This window comes from Ignavibacteriota bacterium, assembly GCA_016716225.1.
Taxonomy (GTDB): Bacteria; Bacteroidota; Ignavibacteria; order Ignavibacteriales; family Melioribacteraceae.
This window is the reverse complement of record JADJWT010000001.1, coordinates 1,425,627-1,444,176: the sequence shown is the minus strand read 5'-3', so window position 1 is coordinate 1,444,176 and position 18,550 is coordinate 1,425,627. Positions and strand designations below refer to the sequence as shown.

Annotated in this window: 10 protein-coding genes and 1 pseudogene; 6 read left to right on the top strand and 5 right to left on the bottom strand. The window is 27.1% G+C overall.

Going from position 1 to position 18,550, the window contains the following annotated elements; all coding sequences use genetic code 11:
- Positions 1-38: 38 nt before the first annotated feature.
- Positions 39-968, top strand: a complete 930-nt coding sequence (locus tag IPM32_06105) for an ATP-binding cassette domain-containing protein (GenBank protein ID MBK8944832.1) — start codon at positions 39-41, stop codon at positions 966-968.
- A complete protein-coding gene (locus tag IPM32_06100; GenBank protein MBK8944831.1) occupies positions 961-2,229 on the top strand; it encodes an ABC transporter permease in 1,269 nt (422 codons plus the stop codon). The genes IPM32_06105 and IPM32_06100 overlap by 8 nt, the downstream gene beginning before the upstream one ends.
- Positions 2,230-2,281: 52 nt before the next feature.
- Here the strand turns inward: IPM32_06100 and IPM32_06095 are convergent, their stop codons facing one another.
- Positions 2,282-3,217 (bottom strand): YitT family protein, encoded by a 936-nt coding sequence (locus tag IPM32_06095; protein ID MBK8944830.1) that lies wholly within the window; start codon positions 3,215-3,217, stop codon positions 2,282-2,284.
- A gap of 280 nt (positions 3,218-3,497) precedes the next feature.
- Between IPM32_06095 and IPM32_06090 the strand changes: the two genes are divergently transcribed.
- Positions 3,498-4,856 (top strand): DUF4139 domain-containing protein, encoded by a 1,359-nt coding sequence (locus IPM32_06090; protein ID MBK8944829.1) that lies wholly within the window; start codon positions 3,498-3,500, stop codon positions 4,854-4,856.
- Positions 4,857-4,971: 115 nt separating this feature from the next.
- Here IPM32_06090 and IPM32_06085 read toward each other — a convergent pair whose 3' ends face one another.
- On the bottom strand, positions 4,972-7,356 hold the full coding sequence (locus tag IPM32_06085) for a hypothetical protein (GenBank protein ID MBK8944828.1): 2,385 nt from the start codon (positions 7,354-7,356) through the stop codon (positions 4,972-4,974).
- Positions 7,357-7,537: 181 nt separating this feature from the next.
- Here IPM32_06085 and IPM32_06080 point away from each other — a divergent pair.
- Positions 7,538-7,698 (top strand): annotated as a pseudogene (locus IPM32_06080) (ORF6N domain-containing protein).
- Between the two features lie 61 nt (positions 7,699-7,759).
- Here IPM32_06080 and IPM32_06075 read toward each other — a convergent pair.
- The 3 genes from IPM32_06075 to IPM32_06065 all read right to left on the bottom strand — a co-directional run bounded on the left by IPM32_06075 (position 7,760) and on the right by IPM32_06065 (position 14,828).
- A complete protein-coding gene (locus IPM32_06075; GenBank protein ID MBK8944827.1) occupies positions 7,760-9,328 on the bottom strand; it encodes a GMC family oxidoreductase in 1,569 nt (522 codons plus the stop codon).
- Between the two features lie 9 nt (positions 9,329-9,337).
- Positions 9,338-10,159, bottom strand: coding sequence for a ParA family protein (locus IPM32_06070; GenBank protein MBK8944826.1), 822 nt, complete (start codon positions 10,157-10,159; stop codon positions 9,338-9,340).
- 85 nt (positions 10,160-10,244) lie between these two features.
- On the bottom strand, positions 10,245-14,828 hold the full coding sequence (locus IPM32_06065; protein ID MBK8944825.1) for a lamin tail domain-containing protein: 4,584 nt from the start codon (positions 14,826-14,828) through the stop codon (positions 10,245-10,247).
- A 279-nt stretch (positions 14,829-15,107) separates the two neighbouring features.
- Between IPM32_06065 and IPM32_06060 the strand changes: the two genes are divergently transcribed.
- Positions 15,108-16,451 carry a SpoIID/LytB domain-containing protein gene (locus IPM32_06060; GenBank protein ID MBK8944824.1) on the top strand — a complete coding sequence of 448 codons (1,344 nt, stop codon included), beginning with the start codon at positions 15,108-15,110 and terminating at the stop codon, positions 16,449-16,451.
- 27 nt (positions 16,452-16,478) lie between these two features.
- Complete coding sequence (locus IPM32_06055) at positions 16,479-18,548, top strand: BatA and WFA domain-containing protein (GenBank protein ID MBK8944823.1); 2,070 nt, start codon at positions 16,479-16,481, stop codon at positions 18,546-18,548.
- The last annotated feature ends 2 nt before the right edge of the window (positions 18,549-18,550 follow it).

Below are 18,550 nucleotides of genomic sequence, written 5' to 3'. Positions count from 1 at the left end.
CGTCTCAATCAAAAAATTATTAACTAAATGAAGAAAATATGAATGCACTCGAAGTTAAAAATTTAACGAAAACATTTAACGGAATTACAGCCGTTAATAATGCATCCTTTGAAGTTCCAGAAGGATCAATATTTGGATTGATTGGTAGAAACGGCGCCGGCAAAACTACAACAATCCGAATGATGATGAATATTTACATGCCGGATTCCGGTGAAATAATTTTGCGCGGAACAAAAGTTGGACAAGAATTTAAAAACAAAGTCGGCTATCTTCCCGAAGAACGCGGACTTTACAAAAAAATGAAAGTTTTAGACACACTTTTATTCTTTGCGGAAATTAAAGGAAAACTTGGAAAAGATGTCACTAAAAAGGCTTTAAATTATTTAGAAAGATTTGATTTGATTGATCGAAAAGATGCAAAAGTAGAAGATTTATCAAAAGGTAATCAGCAGAAAGTTCAATTCATTTCTACAATTTTGCATGATCCGGAATTTATAATTTTAGATGAGCCATTTTCCGGTTTGGACCCGATAAACACAAATCTGCTAAAAGAAATTATTCTTGAAGAAAAGAAAAAAAATAAAGTTATAATTCTCTCAACTCACTTAATGGATTTTGCTGAAAAAATGTGTGATCATATTGCAATGATAAATCATGGAAAGATAATTCTTAATGGCTCACTTAATGAAATTAAGAAAAAATATTCTCAAAAAAATGTTAGCTTAACTTATGATGGCGATATTTCATTTCTTCAACATCATCCAATAATTGATAAAATTTTTGATTACGGAAACACAACGGGAATTAAAGTTAATGATTCATCTCAAATTCAACAATTGTTAAAAATGCTTGTTGAGAATAAAATTGTTGTAAAAAATTTCAGTGCTAACGAAATTTCACTTCAAGAAATTTTTGTTGAATTAGCCGGAAAAGTTGATGAAGAAATTTTGGAGGTAAAAAATGTTTAATTATAGAATTATCGGATTGCTAAAAAGAGAACTTAGAGAAAAATTACTTTCCAAAGCATTTATTGCAATGACTTTAGCCATACCGGCATTGATGATTTTGATTTTAGGTATTCAGATGTTTTTATTTTCCTTCGATGGAGATGAAAATACAAAATTAGAATTGGTTACGGAATCTCAAGAACTTACGCAAAGTTTCAAATCGGAATTTGAAGAATTACCTTTTATTAAAAGTAAATACTACAGTTTTGAATATTCCACAAAGTCTAAAAGCGAATTAAAAAAATATTTAGAAGAAAAAAAATCTGATTTACTTGATGAAAAACTTGCCGCAATAATTTTCGTTTCTGATTCAGCAAAAACGAATAAAAATGTTGAATATTATTCTAAAACTCCTAATAATGCAACAATTACAGAAAAATTAAACAGTTATGTAAATAAAGTTTTGGTAAATAATTATTTTCAGAACAAAAATTTATCGGAAGCTGATTTGGATTTTGCGCGTTCCAGAGTTGGTTTTACCGGATTCAAAGTTTCTAAAGATCAGCAAATTGAAGAAGAAGGTTACGGAAACTTAGTGGTTTCTTATTTATTTACATTTTTACTTTATCTTAGTTTAATTATGATGGGACAAATGACAATGCAATCTGTTATGGAAGAAAAAAACAGCAGAGTTGCAGAAGTTTTACTTTCATCAGTCAGCAGTAAAGAATTTATGGCGGGTAAAATATTCGGCGCTTCAATTACGGGAGTTTTCCAAATGGCTGTTTGGCTGATTCCGTTAATTCTTGTAACATTCACACAAATTTTTGCTTTACCGCAAGAGTTTAGCTTCAGTATTTCAATTGGACAAATTTTGTATTTACTTTTTAACTACTTTTTAGGATTGATAACATTCATAGGTTTATTTGTAATGATTGGAGCAATTTTTGAAAATGCTCAAGATGCACAATCCGGAATGTGGCCGGTACTTATGTTAATTATGATTCCATTTTTTATCGCAATGTCGCTTGTACGTAATCCCGGAAGCCCAATTGCATTGGTTGCATCAATGTTTCCATTTGCATCAATAATTGTAATGCCAGCAAGAATGACAATTGTTGATGTTCCAATTTGGCAATTTGCAGTTTCGATAATTTTAAGTATTGCAACAATTTTTGCAATATTTCCGTTTGCAGGAAAAATATTTAGAGTTGGAATTTTACGAACCGGCAAAAAACCATCTTGGGGTGAAATTATAAAGTGGATAAAATATAAATACTAAATGAAAGTTTTGTGCTTCAGAATATTATAATTTTTCTGAAGCACAATTAAAATTATATTCGCCTTCTAAAACCGTTTCCTAATACTTCATGTACATTATTAATAATTACAAATGCATCTGGATCAATGTTATAAATTAATTCTTGAAGTTTTCCCAACTCTTTAATTGTAACTACGGTTAAAATTACTTCTCTTTCAACATTTTGGTAAAGTCCTCTTGATTTTATTGCAGTTGCACCTCTACTTAATGAATTTTGAATTGCATCTTCAATTTGAACAAATTTATCTGAAATTATATATGCAGCTCTGGCGTAATCAAATCCATCAATTATCACATCAATTATTCTAGCAGATACAAAAAGTAGAAATACTGCATACAGTGTTAAAGAAAATGCCGGGCGGTTTGTTGCTAAATCTTTCATTTCAATTATAAAGCCGGCAAATGCAATTACAAAAAGATCAATAAACATTATTGCTTGACCTGGTTTTACACCATATTTTTTTTGCATGATTGCTGCAAAAATATCTGAACCGGCAGTTGTACCTTTAAATTTGAAAATTATTCCAAGTCCGATACCTAAAAGTGCAGCGCCAATAAGAATTAAAAATAAGAAATCATTTGCAAGAAGATCTTTAATTGTTTGAGTTTCTTGTAATTTAATCCATTCAAAACCGGGAACATCGCCTCTGAATAAATCAATAAAAATAGAGCTTAGAGTAAAACCATAAAAAGTTCTTAACCCAAAACTTTTTCCAAGTTCCTTTAATCCCCAAATATATAATGGAACGTTAAATACCCAAATCATTAATCCAATTGGTAAAGTGTTTCCACTTAAATAATAAAATGCCATTGATAAACCACTTACACCGCCGGGAACAACTTGTGCATCAACAAGGAAAACACCAATTCCAATAGCCATAAATGCTGCACCAATTGCAATTGCTATATAATCAACAATTGGATATTTACCATTTAAAATTCTAAACATAATTTCACCTAAATTTATATAATTTTTAAAAAGATATTATTGTGCTTTAACATATACAAATATTTTAATCATATATTTTGCGCAACAATTAATTTTAGAATATTAAATTAAGCCATTTGGATTTATCTAACCAAATGTTTTCATCACAAATTTTTTAAGAAAAATCTTAAGAATAATTAAGCACATCTTGCAACTTAACTTAAGTGAATTATGCGGAACATTTGTAATTTTACTTAGTTTAATTACTTAAACAAATAATAATGAATTTTTAGGAGCTAAAATGAAACTATTAGCGTTATTTATTTCAGCTTTAACGTTAGCATTACCAGTGAATGAAAATGGGCAAGAAAATAATCAAAAAGAAATTGCTGTTACTGTGTACAATAGTAATTTAGGGGTAATTAAAGACACAAGAAATATTAATTTAAATTCAGGAAAATCAGAAATATCAATTACTGATGTTGCGCAATTTATTGATCCGACAACTGTTCACATAAAATTTGATGGTGAGGTTTTAGAACAAAATTATCAATATGATTTGGTAAATGTGAATAAAATTCTTCTAAAATATATTGATAAGAATATTCAATTGATAAATGAAAATAATGAATTTGTTGAAGGAAAATTATTATCTGCGCTTGGAAATCAAATTGTATTGCAAAACAAAGAAGGTGGATTAATAATGTTGCCAAGTACTGAAAAGTACAGATTTAATGTTGGATCATTGCCCGAAGGTTTAATCACAAAACCAACTTTAGTTTGGCAATTAAATTCCAACAAATCTGGAAATCAAGATGTTGAAATTTCCTATCAAACACGTGGGATGAATTGGCATGCAGAATACGTTGCGGTTTTAAATGAAGACGATACAAAACTCGATTTGAACGCTTGGGTAAGTATTGATAATAATTCGGGTTCAACTTATAAAAATGCAAAACTCAAATTAGTTGCTGGAGATGTTAACAGAGTGCAAGATCAAAGACCAATGTACAAAGGAAGAGAATTAACAAGTTCAGTAATGATGGCTGACGAGGCTCAATTTGTTGAAAAGGAATTTTTTGAATATCACATCTATAATTTACAGCGACCAACAACTTTAGCACAAAACGAAACAAAACAAATTTCACTTTTTGAAGCAAAAAATGTAGCTGCGAAAAAAAAATATTTTTATAATTCATATGGATATAATTCTAACGGAAAAGTAAATGTTATAATTGAATTTCAAAATAAAGAAGACCAAAAACTTGGTGTTCCGATGCCTAAAGGAAAAGTTAGAGTTAATAAGTCAGATGGTGAATCTATTGAATTTATTGGCGAAGATCAAATTGATCATACACCAAAAAATGAAACAATTAAATTAAAAATTGGTGATGCGTTTGATATTGTTGCAGAAGAAACACAAACAGATCATAAACAAATTACAGATAGAGTTTATGAGCAAATTTTTGAAGTTAAATTAAAAAACAGAAAAAAAGAAAATGTTGAAATTGAAGTAGAAAGATATTTGGGATTAAATTGGGAAATTCTAAATAGTTCAATTGAATACAAAAAGAAAAATGCTCAAACAATAACATTTAAAGTTCCGGTTAAAACAGATGCGGAAAATACTTTAACTTACAAAGTTAGATATACAAATTAAATTTGTTCTTTAGGAAAATAGCACTTAGATTAAAAGAAGATCAGTGAAAATCTGTTTAATCAGTTTGATCTGAGTGCTATATTTCTATATCAATGATTTGGGATTCAAATTCATATCAGTTTAACTTATAAAATGCCCAACTTTGCTTATCTATTTTAAAATTCAAATTATTCTTAAAAAGTTTAATATTTTCTTTTGAACTTAAATTGAAAGTTAATGTGCAATTATACATTTCTGGAATTTTTAAACTCAAATTTTGAATAAAATTACTTTTATTAATTACAGTCAAAATTCGTTCATTAAAATCAGATCGAATAAATGCATAAATATTTTCATTTGCTAGCAAAGTATAAAAATCTCCATAACGCAATGCCGGATGTGTTTTTCGCAAATTTATAATTTTAGAAACTTCAGATAAAGTACTTTTTTCAGCAACATTTAATTGATTTCCAAATCTCATCATTCTTCTATTATCCGGATCCGAAGCGCCGGTCATTCCAAATTCACTTCCATAATAAATAACCGGAAGCCCTGGAATAGAATTCATATATGCTATATACAAAATTAATTTTTTATAACTTTCCGGATTATCAACAACAGGCGGATAATTCCATCCTTCTTCAATTGCAGTCCATTGACTTGCATCTAAATCTCCATCCGCAAAAGCCATAAAGCGATTTTTATCATGGCTATCCATAATATTTCCCATTAAATGATTTATTCCATATACAGAAAATGTTTTTTGCATTTCCTTATCTAAAGCTGCAAATGAAGCATTTTCTCTAATAAATGTTGGAAGTGCTACATCATACAAATTAAAATTAAACTGAGAATTTAATTGACCATTGTTAACATATGAACTTATTAATTCGTAACTTCCGAAAGTTTCACCAATTTGATAAACAGATAAATTTCTTTTTGGTGAAATCTCTTTTCTAATTTTCTCATTTAGTTTTCTCCAAAATTCATTAGGAACATGTTTTACAGCATCATGACGGTAGCCATCCGCATCGGTTTCATTCAACCACCAGATTGCAACATTCGCCATTTCTTCAAGAGCTTCGGGAGATGATAAAAAATCGAACGAAGGTAAATATGGCTCAAACCATGTTGTTAATCTAAACTCATCCCAAAATCTTATATTTAATCTGCCGTCCGGTAATTCAAGTTGGCCAAACCATTTTTTATTATTTTCGTAATATGGATGTTGAATGTGAACATGATGCGATACAAAATCTAAGAGAATTTTTATTCCTTTTTGATGTGCAATTTTTACAATTTCTTTTACATCTTCCAAAGTTCCTAAATGTTCATCGACTTTATAGGAGTTGATCGGCCAATATCCATGGTATCCGGAGTAATATCTGTGTGGCACTGGAAATTCTTTGTAAGCTTCATTTGGATTATCATAAACCGGAGAAATCCAAATTGTATTTATACCAAGTGAAGTAAAATAACCCTCCTTCAACTTTGAGATTATTCCTTTTAAATCTCCACCCATATAATTTGCTTTGGGAGAAAGAGAATCATGTTTTATTGGATTATTATTTTCAGAATTTCCATCATAAAATCGATCGATCATAAGTGAATAAATAATTCCATCATTCCAAGAAAATGTTGAATTGTCAATCGGCTTTCCATTAAATAGTTGAACAGTTTGGAAATTTGAAACTTTTCCATTTGCAGAAACTGCTACTTTTAAAATTTGATTTTCAAGTTCATCATAATTGTAGTTAATACTGATATGCTTTCCATCAACAATAATTTTATTTTCTGGGATTTTAGAATTATCTAACAAAGCAAAAATATTTTGAATATTTAATTCGTTGTCTGATTCATCTTCTAAATAAAAGGAAAAAGTCGATTGCGGATTTTTAGAATAATATTCATCAATGTGTAAATAAAATTTTTCAGAATTTAAATCTTCAATTGTGCGAAGTGAATTAAAACTTCCCATTCCATTCGAAACTTTTTCGGGATTTAAAGGATCTTCAATTTCAATTCCATCTCCATAAAATTTATATTGATAAACTCCCGGTTCCAAAGCTACTTTCGCGGTAAATATTCCGTCTCCATCAATATCGGTCATTGGTAAATTTGTTCTATTCCAACCATTGAAACTTCCAAACAAAGTAAGTTTTTCATAGATTTTATCGGGCTTAAAAGTAAATTCGTAAAATTTTTCCTTCTTAGAAATAATCGGTATTTGATATAAATTTTTATCAACTTCAAACTCAACAAAAGTCATTCCTTCAAAAGTTGAATCAGTTTTTAAGAATAATCTATTATTTTCTTTTTTCAACTGAACATTTTCATTTTGTGAAAATTTCAGATTATAATTTTGATGATAAAATAAATCACTAATAATTACAGAATCAATTTTGCCGGAAACAAGATTTATTGGCTGAATAATATCTTTAATTTTTGATTGATTGGATTGACAACTTGAAATTAACAAAGTAAAAAAAAGTACCAAATAAGTGATCAAATACTTTTTCATATAAACACCTTAAATTCTTTTGTAATTAGTTAAAATTAACAAGCTATATAAGAAAATAAAAGTACAGAAGATTTATATTTTTACTTGAAATATCTAGAATTGGATAAGAATTGTATTATTAAACTATATACATATTGTAGATTATTAATATGAAATCTAAAATTTATTTACCGATCTAAAAATATTTAATAAAATTCTAATAATTAGAAATCCATGTGCAATTTTAGATAGAGATTTAGCAGAACTCTATAATGTTGAAACTCATTTCTTGAAACAAGCTGTAAACAGAATATTAAAAAATTTCTAAATGATTTTATGTTTGCTTTAAGTAATAATGAAGTTGAAATAAAAATAAATGAGTTAGAAAGTAAGATTAAAAATCATGATGAACAAATTGTTCAAATTATTTTTTTGAGGATATTTTGCTCATTGCTCTTTCAGCTAATGCTGTTATGGTTAAGGAAGGATTTACACCGGGATTTGCCGAAATTGCAGAACCATCGCAAACAAACATATTTTCATAACCAAAAACTTTATTATTCTTATCTATTACTCCTTCAGTTTTATCTTTTCCCATAACTGCTCCGCCTAAAATATGTGCAGTTGTTGGAATTCCTAAAATAGTTTCTGAAGCAAGTGCAACCGGAAAGCCATCAACAATTTTTGAGTAATCAGTTACTAATTTTCTTGCTTCGGGAATGAAAGCTGTAGGTGCATTTCCTTTTTCCAATTTTGATTTCATTCGAAATAAACCATTTTTAAAAGTCAAAGTACTATTTATAGTCTGCATAAAAAGTAATATTTGTGTTTGCTTTGCCCAATCTTTAACAAAGTAAACTTTGAACCAATTTATCGGATGTAAAATAATTTCAACTAAAATTTTTGTTAATCTGATAAATAGATTTTTACCATCCAACATTGGCATAAGTTGTGTTCTCCAAAATCCGGATCCGGATGGATATCTTACTGTTTCAATATGACTGTATTTATCGGTATGATAAATTGAACCAATTGCTATACCTTTTGAAAAATCTTTTTCTGTATTTGTTGAAGTAACACCCAGAAGACTTTCAGAATTTGTTCTAATATTTTGTCCAACTTTTGTTGATAAATTTGGTAAAGAAGATTTTTTTAGTTTTAATAAAAGTGGAACCGTACCTAAAACTCCGCCTGAAAATATTACTCCATCACAAAAAACTTCGTTCCTTTTCTTAAATATTTTTGTGGAAGATTTCCACTTAACTTTATATTCAATCGTTTTATCTTTATTAATAGGAATTACATCATAAACTTCCGACTCTGTTAAAAATTCCGCTCCGTGTTTTTCTGCTAAGTAAAGATAATTTTTATCCAAAGTATTTTTTGCATTAAATCTGCAGCCAACCATACAGCCTCCGCAAAAAGTACATCCAGATCTTTCGGGACCTTCGCCGTTAAAAAATGGATCAGGAATTATTTTATTTGGTTCACCAAAATAAACTGCTACTTCGGTTGGTTCAAATTTATCTGATTGTTTATTTTGTATTGCTAATTTTTGAAGTGATAATTCGCCAAATTCTAATTTGGGATTTTTTTCAACCCCAAGCATTTTTTTTGCAATTGCATAATAAGATTTTAATTCTTCTTCCCAATTATTTAAATGTGACCATGATTCAGATTCAAAAAATTCTTTCTTTGGGATTGGAAGAGTGTTGGCATAAACTAATGATCCGCCGCCAAATCCAACTCCGGATAATATTCCAATGTGTTTATAAAATGTAATTTTAAAAAATCCGAAAAATCTAAATGTAGGAATCCAAAGCCATTTTCTTAAATTCCAATTTGATTTGGGAAAATCTTCGGAGTTGTATTTTTTCCCTTTTTCAATTACAAGTACTTTGTAACCTTTTTCACTCAATCTTAAAGCAGAAACTGATCCGCCAAAACCACTTCCAATTATTACATAATCATAATGTTGCTGAAATGTTTTCATTATTTAAAATTAAAGATCATCTAAATTTTCAGTGTCGGAAAAACTCTGAAATGTATCATTATTTAATGAATGATTTTTCTCAATAATTTCTTCTGCTAATTGAATATACGCTTTTGAAGAACGTGCGTTTGGCTCAACAATTATTACCGGGTCTTTTCTGAATGAAGCAACTTCTGCTGCAATGTTTTTGGGAATTGCTGTAGTTAACATATAATTTGGATAAAGATTATATAATTCTTTTTTAGCTTCGAACGAAGCTTTTGTATTTATTTCATGCATTGTAAGAAAAATTCCTTCAACATGAATATTGGGATTTCCATTTTTACTAATTGCATTGATTCTGTTTAACAATCTTGGAATTGGAGCGATTGAAAACATACTTGATTTAACTGGAACTAAAACTGAATCTGCAATATTTAAAACATTTGTTGTCATTCCAACTAAAGTTGGAGGACAATCAATTATTACAAAATCATAACCGCCAATATATGGTTTAACTTGATGCTCAAATAATTTTGTGTCATTATTAAATTGACTAAGAAAAAGTTCTTCTTCGTATGAAACATTTTTAAATGGCAAAATATCAAAATATGGATTTTCTGTTGTATTTATCGCCTCTTCACAACTTTGAGTATAACTTAAAACATTAAATAAATTTCCAATTTCTGGATCATCGGGTAGTCCAAATGCAATTGCACATTGGTTTGATGGATCAGCATCAATTAGTAAAGTTCTTTTTTGTTTATTTGCTAATGCGATTGATAAGTTAACAGCAGATGTGGTTTTTGCAACACCACCTTTGGGCATTGCAAGTGCAATAATTTTTCCCATATTTTTTTTCCAGTTTGATTTGTGAAGTTTATGAATTGGCAAACATACAAAAAATAAATGAAAAATCGTGTGCGTTAAATAATTTTTACAATTTTCTGGCTACAACTACTACATCTTTTATTGATTCAATTACGGATTTTTGAATATTTAATGCTTCAAATAATATTATATAAATTCCAATTCTCAAAGGATTTTTATTTTCATCTAAACCATTAAATATTATTTCACCGGAAGAACCAACTGAATCATTATCTACTAAATTTCTAACAATTCTTCCTTTGCTATCAAATATTCTTACTCGTATTTGTGAAATTGGTTCACTTAAATTATAACTAATAATTGTAAAATCTTCATATCCGTCATTATCCGGAGAAAACGGATTGGGTGAAATATTTAATTTCGATTCTGTAAATTCTCGATTTATAAATATAGAATTTTCTCTCCCCGGAGTTCCACCAAATTTGTTAACACAACTGCTCCAATTTGATGATTTAATTCTTTCTAAATCAATATTTATTAATTCTAATGAAATATTTTTAATGTCAACAAATGCTGAATTGTGCCAAGATTCTGAGTAAGAAACTGAATCAATGATTTTATTTCTGTTATCAATAAGATAGATTATTTTGCCGGAGTTTGTTAAGCCAAATGAACTTATATTACTAATTTTTATATTTTGATAATCTTGCAGCCAAGAATAATTATTTAAAATTGATGAATCTGAGGAAATAACAAAATAATCATTTCCATTTAATATTAAACTATAATCTGAAATTGAAAATATTGATTCATCTATTTTTATCTTCCAACCTCCTAATTCTATTGGGGTTTCACCCTTATTAAATATTTCTATAAATTCTGAATTATTTTCATTTGGATTAAACATAATTTCCGTAATTATTAAATCACTAAAATCATTATGCGGGATATTTTCAATAGAATTTATTTCACCGATAGTATTTCCATTTCCATTTAAACAATTCTGCCAATTTGATTTATCACATGACTCATTTTGTATACTTATTCTTTCTAAAGAAATATTTTTTATTGCATTTTTTTTATATTCATATTTGATGCTGTCAATCATAACTTCTCTGTAATCGTAAATTACTATTTCACCTTTATCAATATTGAAGTTTGGAAGGTTTGAAAAAACGATATTTATATTTTCATCAGTTATCTCATTTGATTCTTGATCGCTAATTACCAAAATTTCTTTTGGTGCAATTTTAAGATCATTTTGTGAAACTATTGTATTTTGAGTTCCATTACCAATTAACCAATTTTTCAAATTTATTGTTGAATCAGAGTTACTATATAGTTCAATCCATTGTTGATTATAAGAATTCGTTCGTACAAAAATTTCATTAAACAATAAGGTTGATTGATTAAAGCCAGCAATAATTTTTTTATCTAACGAATTATTAATAATATCTTCATCATATTGTAATTCTACAATTACTGATATTGTTAAAGTATCTTTTATTAAAAATTGATTTTGTGTTTCTACTAAAATTGAGTCAAATCCACTAATTTGATCAATCGTAAATTCTTCAAAAGTACTTTGTTCCATATAAATTTTAAGATTAATATTTTTCGCAATTTGTTCACCGTAATTTTTTAATAATAGTCTAAATTTTATTTGCTGATTTTTGATAGGATTTTTAGGAATTGAATTTAAATTTATAATTGCAACATCAATATTTTTTTGTGAAATACTATTCACTCTTCCCGGTGTGCCTCCTTCTAAATCAATTGAATAATTCCAATTATTTGAATTTAGGGAACTAATATTTTTATTGATTCGCTCAATTGATTTTCCACTTTGACTAATTTCATTTGTATAAAAAACTGAATCAATTGTAATTCCTCTAAAATCTTTTAACACAATGCCATCGGCATCATTATTTAGATTGGCGAAATTACATAAAATTAATTTTGAAGAAATTTGTTTATAATAATTTGTAATTGTTGAATCTTTTGAAATAACTAAATACGATTTTGGCTCAATAAAAAAAGCATCCTTTCTTATTTCCTTGAAAACTGGTTTTGTTAAAATATCTCCAATTTGCCAATTTTGTAAATCAACTTTAAAATCTGAATTATTATAAATTTCAATCCATTCTGGTTCATCATTTTGAGGAAGAAACATTATTTCACTAATTATAATTGTTGATTTTGGGAAAGCTGGATTTATAGAAAAATACAAATTGTTATTTGTCGTATCATCATCTTCAACATTTAAATAAACCAAAATATTTTGAACAAAATCCAACACTTTAATTTTTCTTTTAAAATTAAATAGAATTGAATCTGATGATTGCAAAAATATTGGATTTGATTCATCAACTAAATATTTAGTTTGAGAATTATCATCTATAAAAAATAATTGCGTAGTAAATTCAATTTCTTCCTTCCCAGTGTTTTTAATTTTACATGAAATATTTATACTATCTTTAACAAGATAATTTTCCGGAAAAATAGAAATTGATTCAATTTGCAAATCTTTATTTTTCTTCGAAATACTATTAAAAAAACCTGGCGTTGAATATTTACTTTCTCCCCAATTTGATTGGACGAATGACTCTTTCTCTATATCAATTCTTTCCAATGAATTTCCATTTATTCCGCCCCAATTTCCAAAATATTCCAGCGAATCCAAAATTCTATTTAGTGAATCGGTGATAATAATTTTATCCCTTGTGTTATTTAATGATGGCAGATTTATAATTTCTGCATTATTTATTTTTGGATATTTATTGAAAAATAAACTGTCATCTGCAAAAACATAATATTCATTTGAATTTATTATAACATTTTTACCAATTTTAAAGGAAGTACTTTCATCAGTAAAATTATAATCAAATAGATTTATACTTTTATCACTTCGGTTATAAATTTCTATCCATTCCGGTTCTTCATTAACTGGCGAATGCATTATCTCATTTATAATTATATTATATTTTTCAAATCCGGGATAAATTTTAATCCAATTTTTATTATTTGTTGAATCATCATCTGTAATTACAAGTTTAATTAAATACTGTTGTTTGGTTACTGTAAATATTGTTGAGTAACTAAAATTATACTTAATTGAATCATTCGTTTCCAAGTTAAAATTCTGACTTTCTTCTAATAAATTATCTTCTAAATTATCATTATTAGAATCTTCAAATAATTGAATTGTAAATTCACTTTTCTGTTTTCCAACATTTTTAACCTTAACATAAAAATTAATTTTTTCACCCAAACTTGTATTATTGAAAGTAAAATTTGCGTTATCAATTTTTACATCAAATTCTTTTGGCGAAACACTATTTAATTTTCCGGGTGTTGGATAGAAACAACTTTTCCAATTTGTTGGATCATTCGAATTTTGATTTTCATTTATGCGTTCGAGAGATTTTCCATTAATTCCGCCCCACACTGAAAAATAATGAACAGAATCAATATTTCTTTTATATGAATCAAGTAAAATTATTTTATCATCTGAATTGTTTAGAGTTGGAATATTAGTTATTATTAACTCCTCCAAATTCGGATAAATATTTTTGATAATTTCATCTTCGGCAATAACTAAATATTCTTTGGATTTTATTGAATAATTTGTACTAATTAAAATCGTATCGCTTTTATCAGCCAAATAAAAATTTTCAATAGAAATATTATTTTCGCTTTTGTTATAAATTTCTATCCATTCAATTTCATCATTTATTGGTGCGTACATTATTTCATTTATAATTACATCGCCTTTAATTTCATTAACTTCAATTCCGTTTATAACTGAAATTATTTTATTATTTGTTGAATCTCCATCGTTGACAAAAATTACTCCAGCAATAAATTGGTTTATTCCTTTTGTAATGTTTGATAAATTCTCTTCATAAGTAATGGTTTGGGCAGAATCTAAATTGAAAATTTCTTGAGTTAATATTTTTTCGTTTTGCTGTTGGATTGAATCTAGATTTATATCTTTATAAATATTCAACGCAAATTCGGGAATTTTATTTAATCCGATATTCTCAATTTTTATTTCGAATGAAATTTCATCGTTAATATTTACATTATATTCCGAAAAATTAAATTCCGTTATTGCTAAATCAAATTCTTTGGGAGAAACAGAATTTATAAAACCCGGAGTTCCATTTAATATATTTGAGTTTTTCCAATCATTTCTTTCTTGCTGAATTCTTTCATCTGAATGTCCTAAAACATTATCAGCTGAATATAAATAAGAATCAATTGTGTCATTGTGGGCATTAAGAAGATAAACATTTCTATCACTCGTATTCGCCATTCCGGTACTTCCGAATGCATTATCATCAAGAGTAAATTTTAGAGAATTTCCAGAGGCAATTTCTTCGTAAATTCCATATTTAAAATCATAATCAGCTTCAAAAATAATTGCAAATTGTTTTGGTTTTAGCAAATATTCATTTGATAATGAAATAATTTCATCTGGTGATGATGTATGATATTTTATTTTAAATTCGCTTAGATCAATAGTAACCGAATCAGAAACATTAATAATTTCAATAAATTCTGAATTTTCTGATGAAGGCGCAAACATTATTTCGGAAAGTTTAATGTTTTGTCCGAATAATATATTTAAGGTTAACTGATAAATTAAAGTTAGCTTAAAAAAGAATATTTTAGATTTTCTAATCAAACCTTTCTTACTTCAAAACATTTTTTTGTTTGAGAATATTTACTATAAAATCATATTAATTCTTACATATTTTAATAATTTTTTATTTGATATTCAAATATATTTATTTACATATCAATAATTCATATTACCAAAAATTTTTCTACTATTATTTCAATTCAAAGTGGAAACGCTAAGAATAATTATATTTAGTTTTTATTCGATTTTAGGAAGTTTAATAAATTTGATATGTCTAGTTATAAATAGTATTTTGCATAACTAATTTTTCGATTTAATTTAATGAAAAAAGAACCAAACGTAAGTGTAGCAATACTTTCAGATACATCGATAGAATTTATTTTATACGGAGAATTTGTCACAAATTTTTCTTCAGAAATTTTTAATGGAAAAATTACTGCGAAAATAGAAAATGAATTAATTAAACTGACTTCAGATTCATTTGAATTTAATAATTTGGAAGAAATTTTATTTACTCCGACGGATGACATTTCTGATACATTCTTATTGAAAAATGTTACAATTGGTTTAAATTTTCATTGGGAACAAAAGCAAACTCAGCGTTTTGCCGGAAAATTAAAAATCATTGTTTCTAATGATAAACTCACAATTATAAATATTATTCCGGTTGAACAATATTTGCAAAGTGTAATTTCATCCGAAATGAGCCCTACAAGTTCGTTGGAATTACTTAAATCACACGCAATTATTTCTCGAAGCTGGCTTTTAGCTCAAATTGAAAAGCGTACAAAATTAATAAATAATGATAAAAGTTATACTTCGCAAATAATTTCCGAAAGTGAAATAATAAAATGGTATGATAGAGAAGACCATAATTTATTTGATGTTTGTGCAGATGACCATTGCCAACGTTATCAAGGAATAACAAAAAATTATGCACATAATGCAGAGTTGGCGGTTAATGCAACAATTGGATTAGTTTTATATTTTGATAATAATATCTGCGATACAAGATTTTCGAAATCATGTGGAGGAGTTACAGAAACTTTTGAAAATGTTTGGGAAAATTCACCACATCCATATTTGAAATCAATAGTTGATTATAAGTTTGAACCGGATGGATACAACACAAATTTAACTAACGAAGATTCTGCTGTAAAATGGATAAAAAATTCACCGGTTGCATTTTGTAATACAAAAGATTCAAAAATTCTGGAACAAGTTTTAAACAATTATGATCAAACAACAACTGATTTTTATAGATGGAATGTAAATTATTCTCAAGAAGAAATTTCTGAAATCATAAAAACAAAAAGTGGAATTAATTTTGGAGATATAATTGATTTAATTCCCATTTCACGAGGATATTCCGGAAGAATTATTAAGTTAAAAATTATCGGCACACTAAAAACATTAATTGTCGGCAAAGAATTGGAAATTAGAAAACTACTTTCACATTCACATTTATACAGTTCTGCGTTTTATATTGAAAAAGGTGGAATTGAAAATAATATTCCAAAAAGTTTTAAATTGGTTGGAGCCGGCTGGGGACACGGAGTTGGCTTATGCCAAATCGGAGCTGCCGTTATGGGTGAAAAAGGTTTTCGTTTTGATGAAATTTTACTGCACTATTTTCGTGGTGCGCAAATTAAAAAGATTTACTAAATTCTTTTTTAAAGAATTGGATATTTAATGGTTTTTCTAAATCCCGCAATTTTATTGGGTTTACTTGCTGCTTCAATTCCAATTTTAATTCACTTGTTGAATTTTAGAAAACTTAAAAAAGTTGAATTCAGTTCTGTTAGTTTTCTAAAAGAATTGCAAAAATCTAAAATTAAAAAAATAAAAATCAAACAATGGCTGCTGTTATTCCTAAGAACTCTTCTAATCATTTTACTTGTTTTAGCTTTTGCAAGACCAACTTTTGAAGGTACAAACATTATCAGTTCTGCTTCAGCAAAATCAAGCACAATTTTTGTTTTAGATAATTCTTTAAGTATGACGTATCTTACAGATAAGGGCACAAAATTTAATCAGAGTAAAAAAATAATTAAAGAAATAATTACCAATATTGATGAAGGAAATGATTTTTATTTTATCACCACTTCAGATTCGGTAAAAAATACTACGAATAAAAATACTGCATTAAAATTTTTAGAAGAAATTAAAATTACTCAATTAACAAAACCATTAAGCAAAACTATTGAGGAAGCAAAAAGTATTTTAACAAAAGCGCAAAATATTAATAAAGAAATTTTTGTTTTTTCTGATTTTCAAAAAAATACATTTTATTTTAATATTGATTCTGTTTCTTCGGATGAAAATATTAAAATATATTCGTTTGATATTTCCGAACAACATGAAGATAATTTTTCTGTTTCAAATTTGGTACTGAATAATGCTATTATAGAAGTTGACAAATCCCTTAATTTTTCAGCTGATGTTTCAAATTATTCTGAAAATAATGGTGATAATTTATCCCTATCACTTTTTGTTAATAATGAAAGAGTTTCACAGAAAAACATTTCTATTCCATCTTTCCAAACGAATAAAGTTGATTTTGAAACTACATTAAAATCAACCGGTTTAATTGAAGCAAAAGTTGTGCTTGAAGATGATAATCTTGTGGAAGATAATTCATGTTATTTAAATTTTGAAGTGCTTGATAAAATTAATATTCTACTTTTATATGAAAATGTTGATGATATACAATTTCTAAATTCTGCAATAAAATCGGTAAGTACTTCAGAACGATTTGAAATTACACAAAAGCCAATTAATAATATTGCATTTTTAACCCTTAACAATTTTGATATAATTTTTATAGTAACATCTGGCAATATAAATACTGATAAAATTCACAATTATTTACTTTCAAATGGAAAAGTTGTGATTTTTCCAAATGATAATCCCGATATAAATAAATTCAATATTTTATTAGCAAAAATAAATTTAAAATCCGTACAAAAATATATTTCAACAGAAAATACAAATTTGAATTATGCAGAATTTGGTTTTGTTGACTTTTCTCATCCATTGTTCAAAAGTTTATTTCCGGATAAAAATAAACAACAAATTGAATCACCCAATATTTATAGGTATTTACAGTTTACTGATAATCAAAAACTTAATTCAATTATAAAGTTAAATAATGAAAATATTTTCTTGGGTGAAACCGAATTTCAAAAAGGTAAAATTATTTTGTTTGCAACTTCACCCAAATTGCAATCGGGCAATTTTCCAATCAAAAGTATTTTTGCACCGCTTATCACACGAATTATTTTATATTCAACAACAAATCAAGAAAACCAGAATTTTATTGTAGGAGATATAATTCCATTGGATGTAAGAAAATATAATTTTCCAGTTCTTGAAATTATTGCGCCAAACTTTGATGAAAAAATTAATTTGCAAAATTTAAAAAACGATAAATTTCTATTTCGGAATACACAAATTTCCGGAAGTTATAAATTTTACAATAATAAAAAATTATTGGATTTTGCTAATGTAAATTTAAATCCGGATGAATCTGATTTAAGAAAAATTGAAATTGATTCACTGAGATATTTTTATGAGAAGTTATTTAATCAAAATTTTACTTTTGTTAAAAGTAATGAAGATTATTTAAACAAAATTAAAAATGCCAGATTCGGAACCGAGTTGTGGAAATTATTTTTATTATTAGCATTTTTAATTGCTTTATTGGAAATGTTTGTTGCGCGAAGTTCAAAAAAAGATTTAATGAATTTTAATCAAAATTAATT

What these genes read in the sequence shown, in the direction of transcription:
- IPM32_06105 (MBK8944832.1), top strand. Translation starts at nt 39, where the DNA reads ATGAATGCACTCGAAGTTAAAAATTTAACGAAAACATTTAACGGAATT.
- IPM32_06100 (MBK8944831.1), top strand. Translation starts at nt 961, where the DNA reads ATGTTTAATTATAGAATTATCGGATTGCTAAAAAGAGAACTTAGAGAA.
- IPM32_06095 (MBK8944830.1), bottom strand. Translation starts at nt 3,217, where the DNA reads ATGTTTAGAATTTTAAATGGTAAATATCCAATTGTTGATTATATAGCA.
- IPM32_06090 (MBK8944829.1), top strand. Translation starts at nt 3,498, where the DNA reads ATGAAACTATTAGCGTTATTTATTTCAGCTTTAACGTTAGCATTACCA.
- IPM32_06085 (MBK8944828.1), bottom strand. Translation starts at nt 7,356, where the DNA reads ATGAAAAAGTATTTGATCACTTATTTGGTACTTTTTTTTACTTTGTTA.
- IPM32_06075 (MBK8944827.1), bottom strand. Translation starts at nt 9,328, where the DNA reads ATGAAAACATTTCAGCAACATTATGATTATGTAATAATTGGAAGTGGT.
- IPM32_06070 (MBK8944826.1), bottom strand. Translation starts at nt 10,159, where the DNA reads ATGGGAAAAATTATTGCACTTGCAATGCCCAAAGGTGGTGTTGCAAAA.
- IPM32_06060 (MBK8944824.1), top strand. Translation starts at nt 15,108, where the DNA reads ATGAAAAAAGAACCAAACGTAAGTGTAGCAATACTTTCAGATACATCG.
- IPM32_06055 (MBK8944823.1), top strand. Translation starts at nt 16,479, where the DNA reads ATGGTTTTTCTAAATCCCGCAATTTTATTGGGTTTACTTGCTGCTTCA.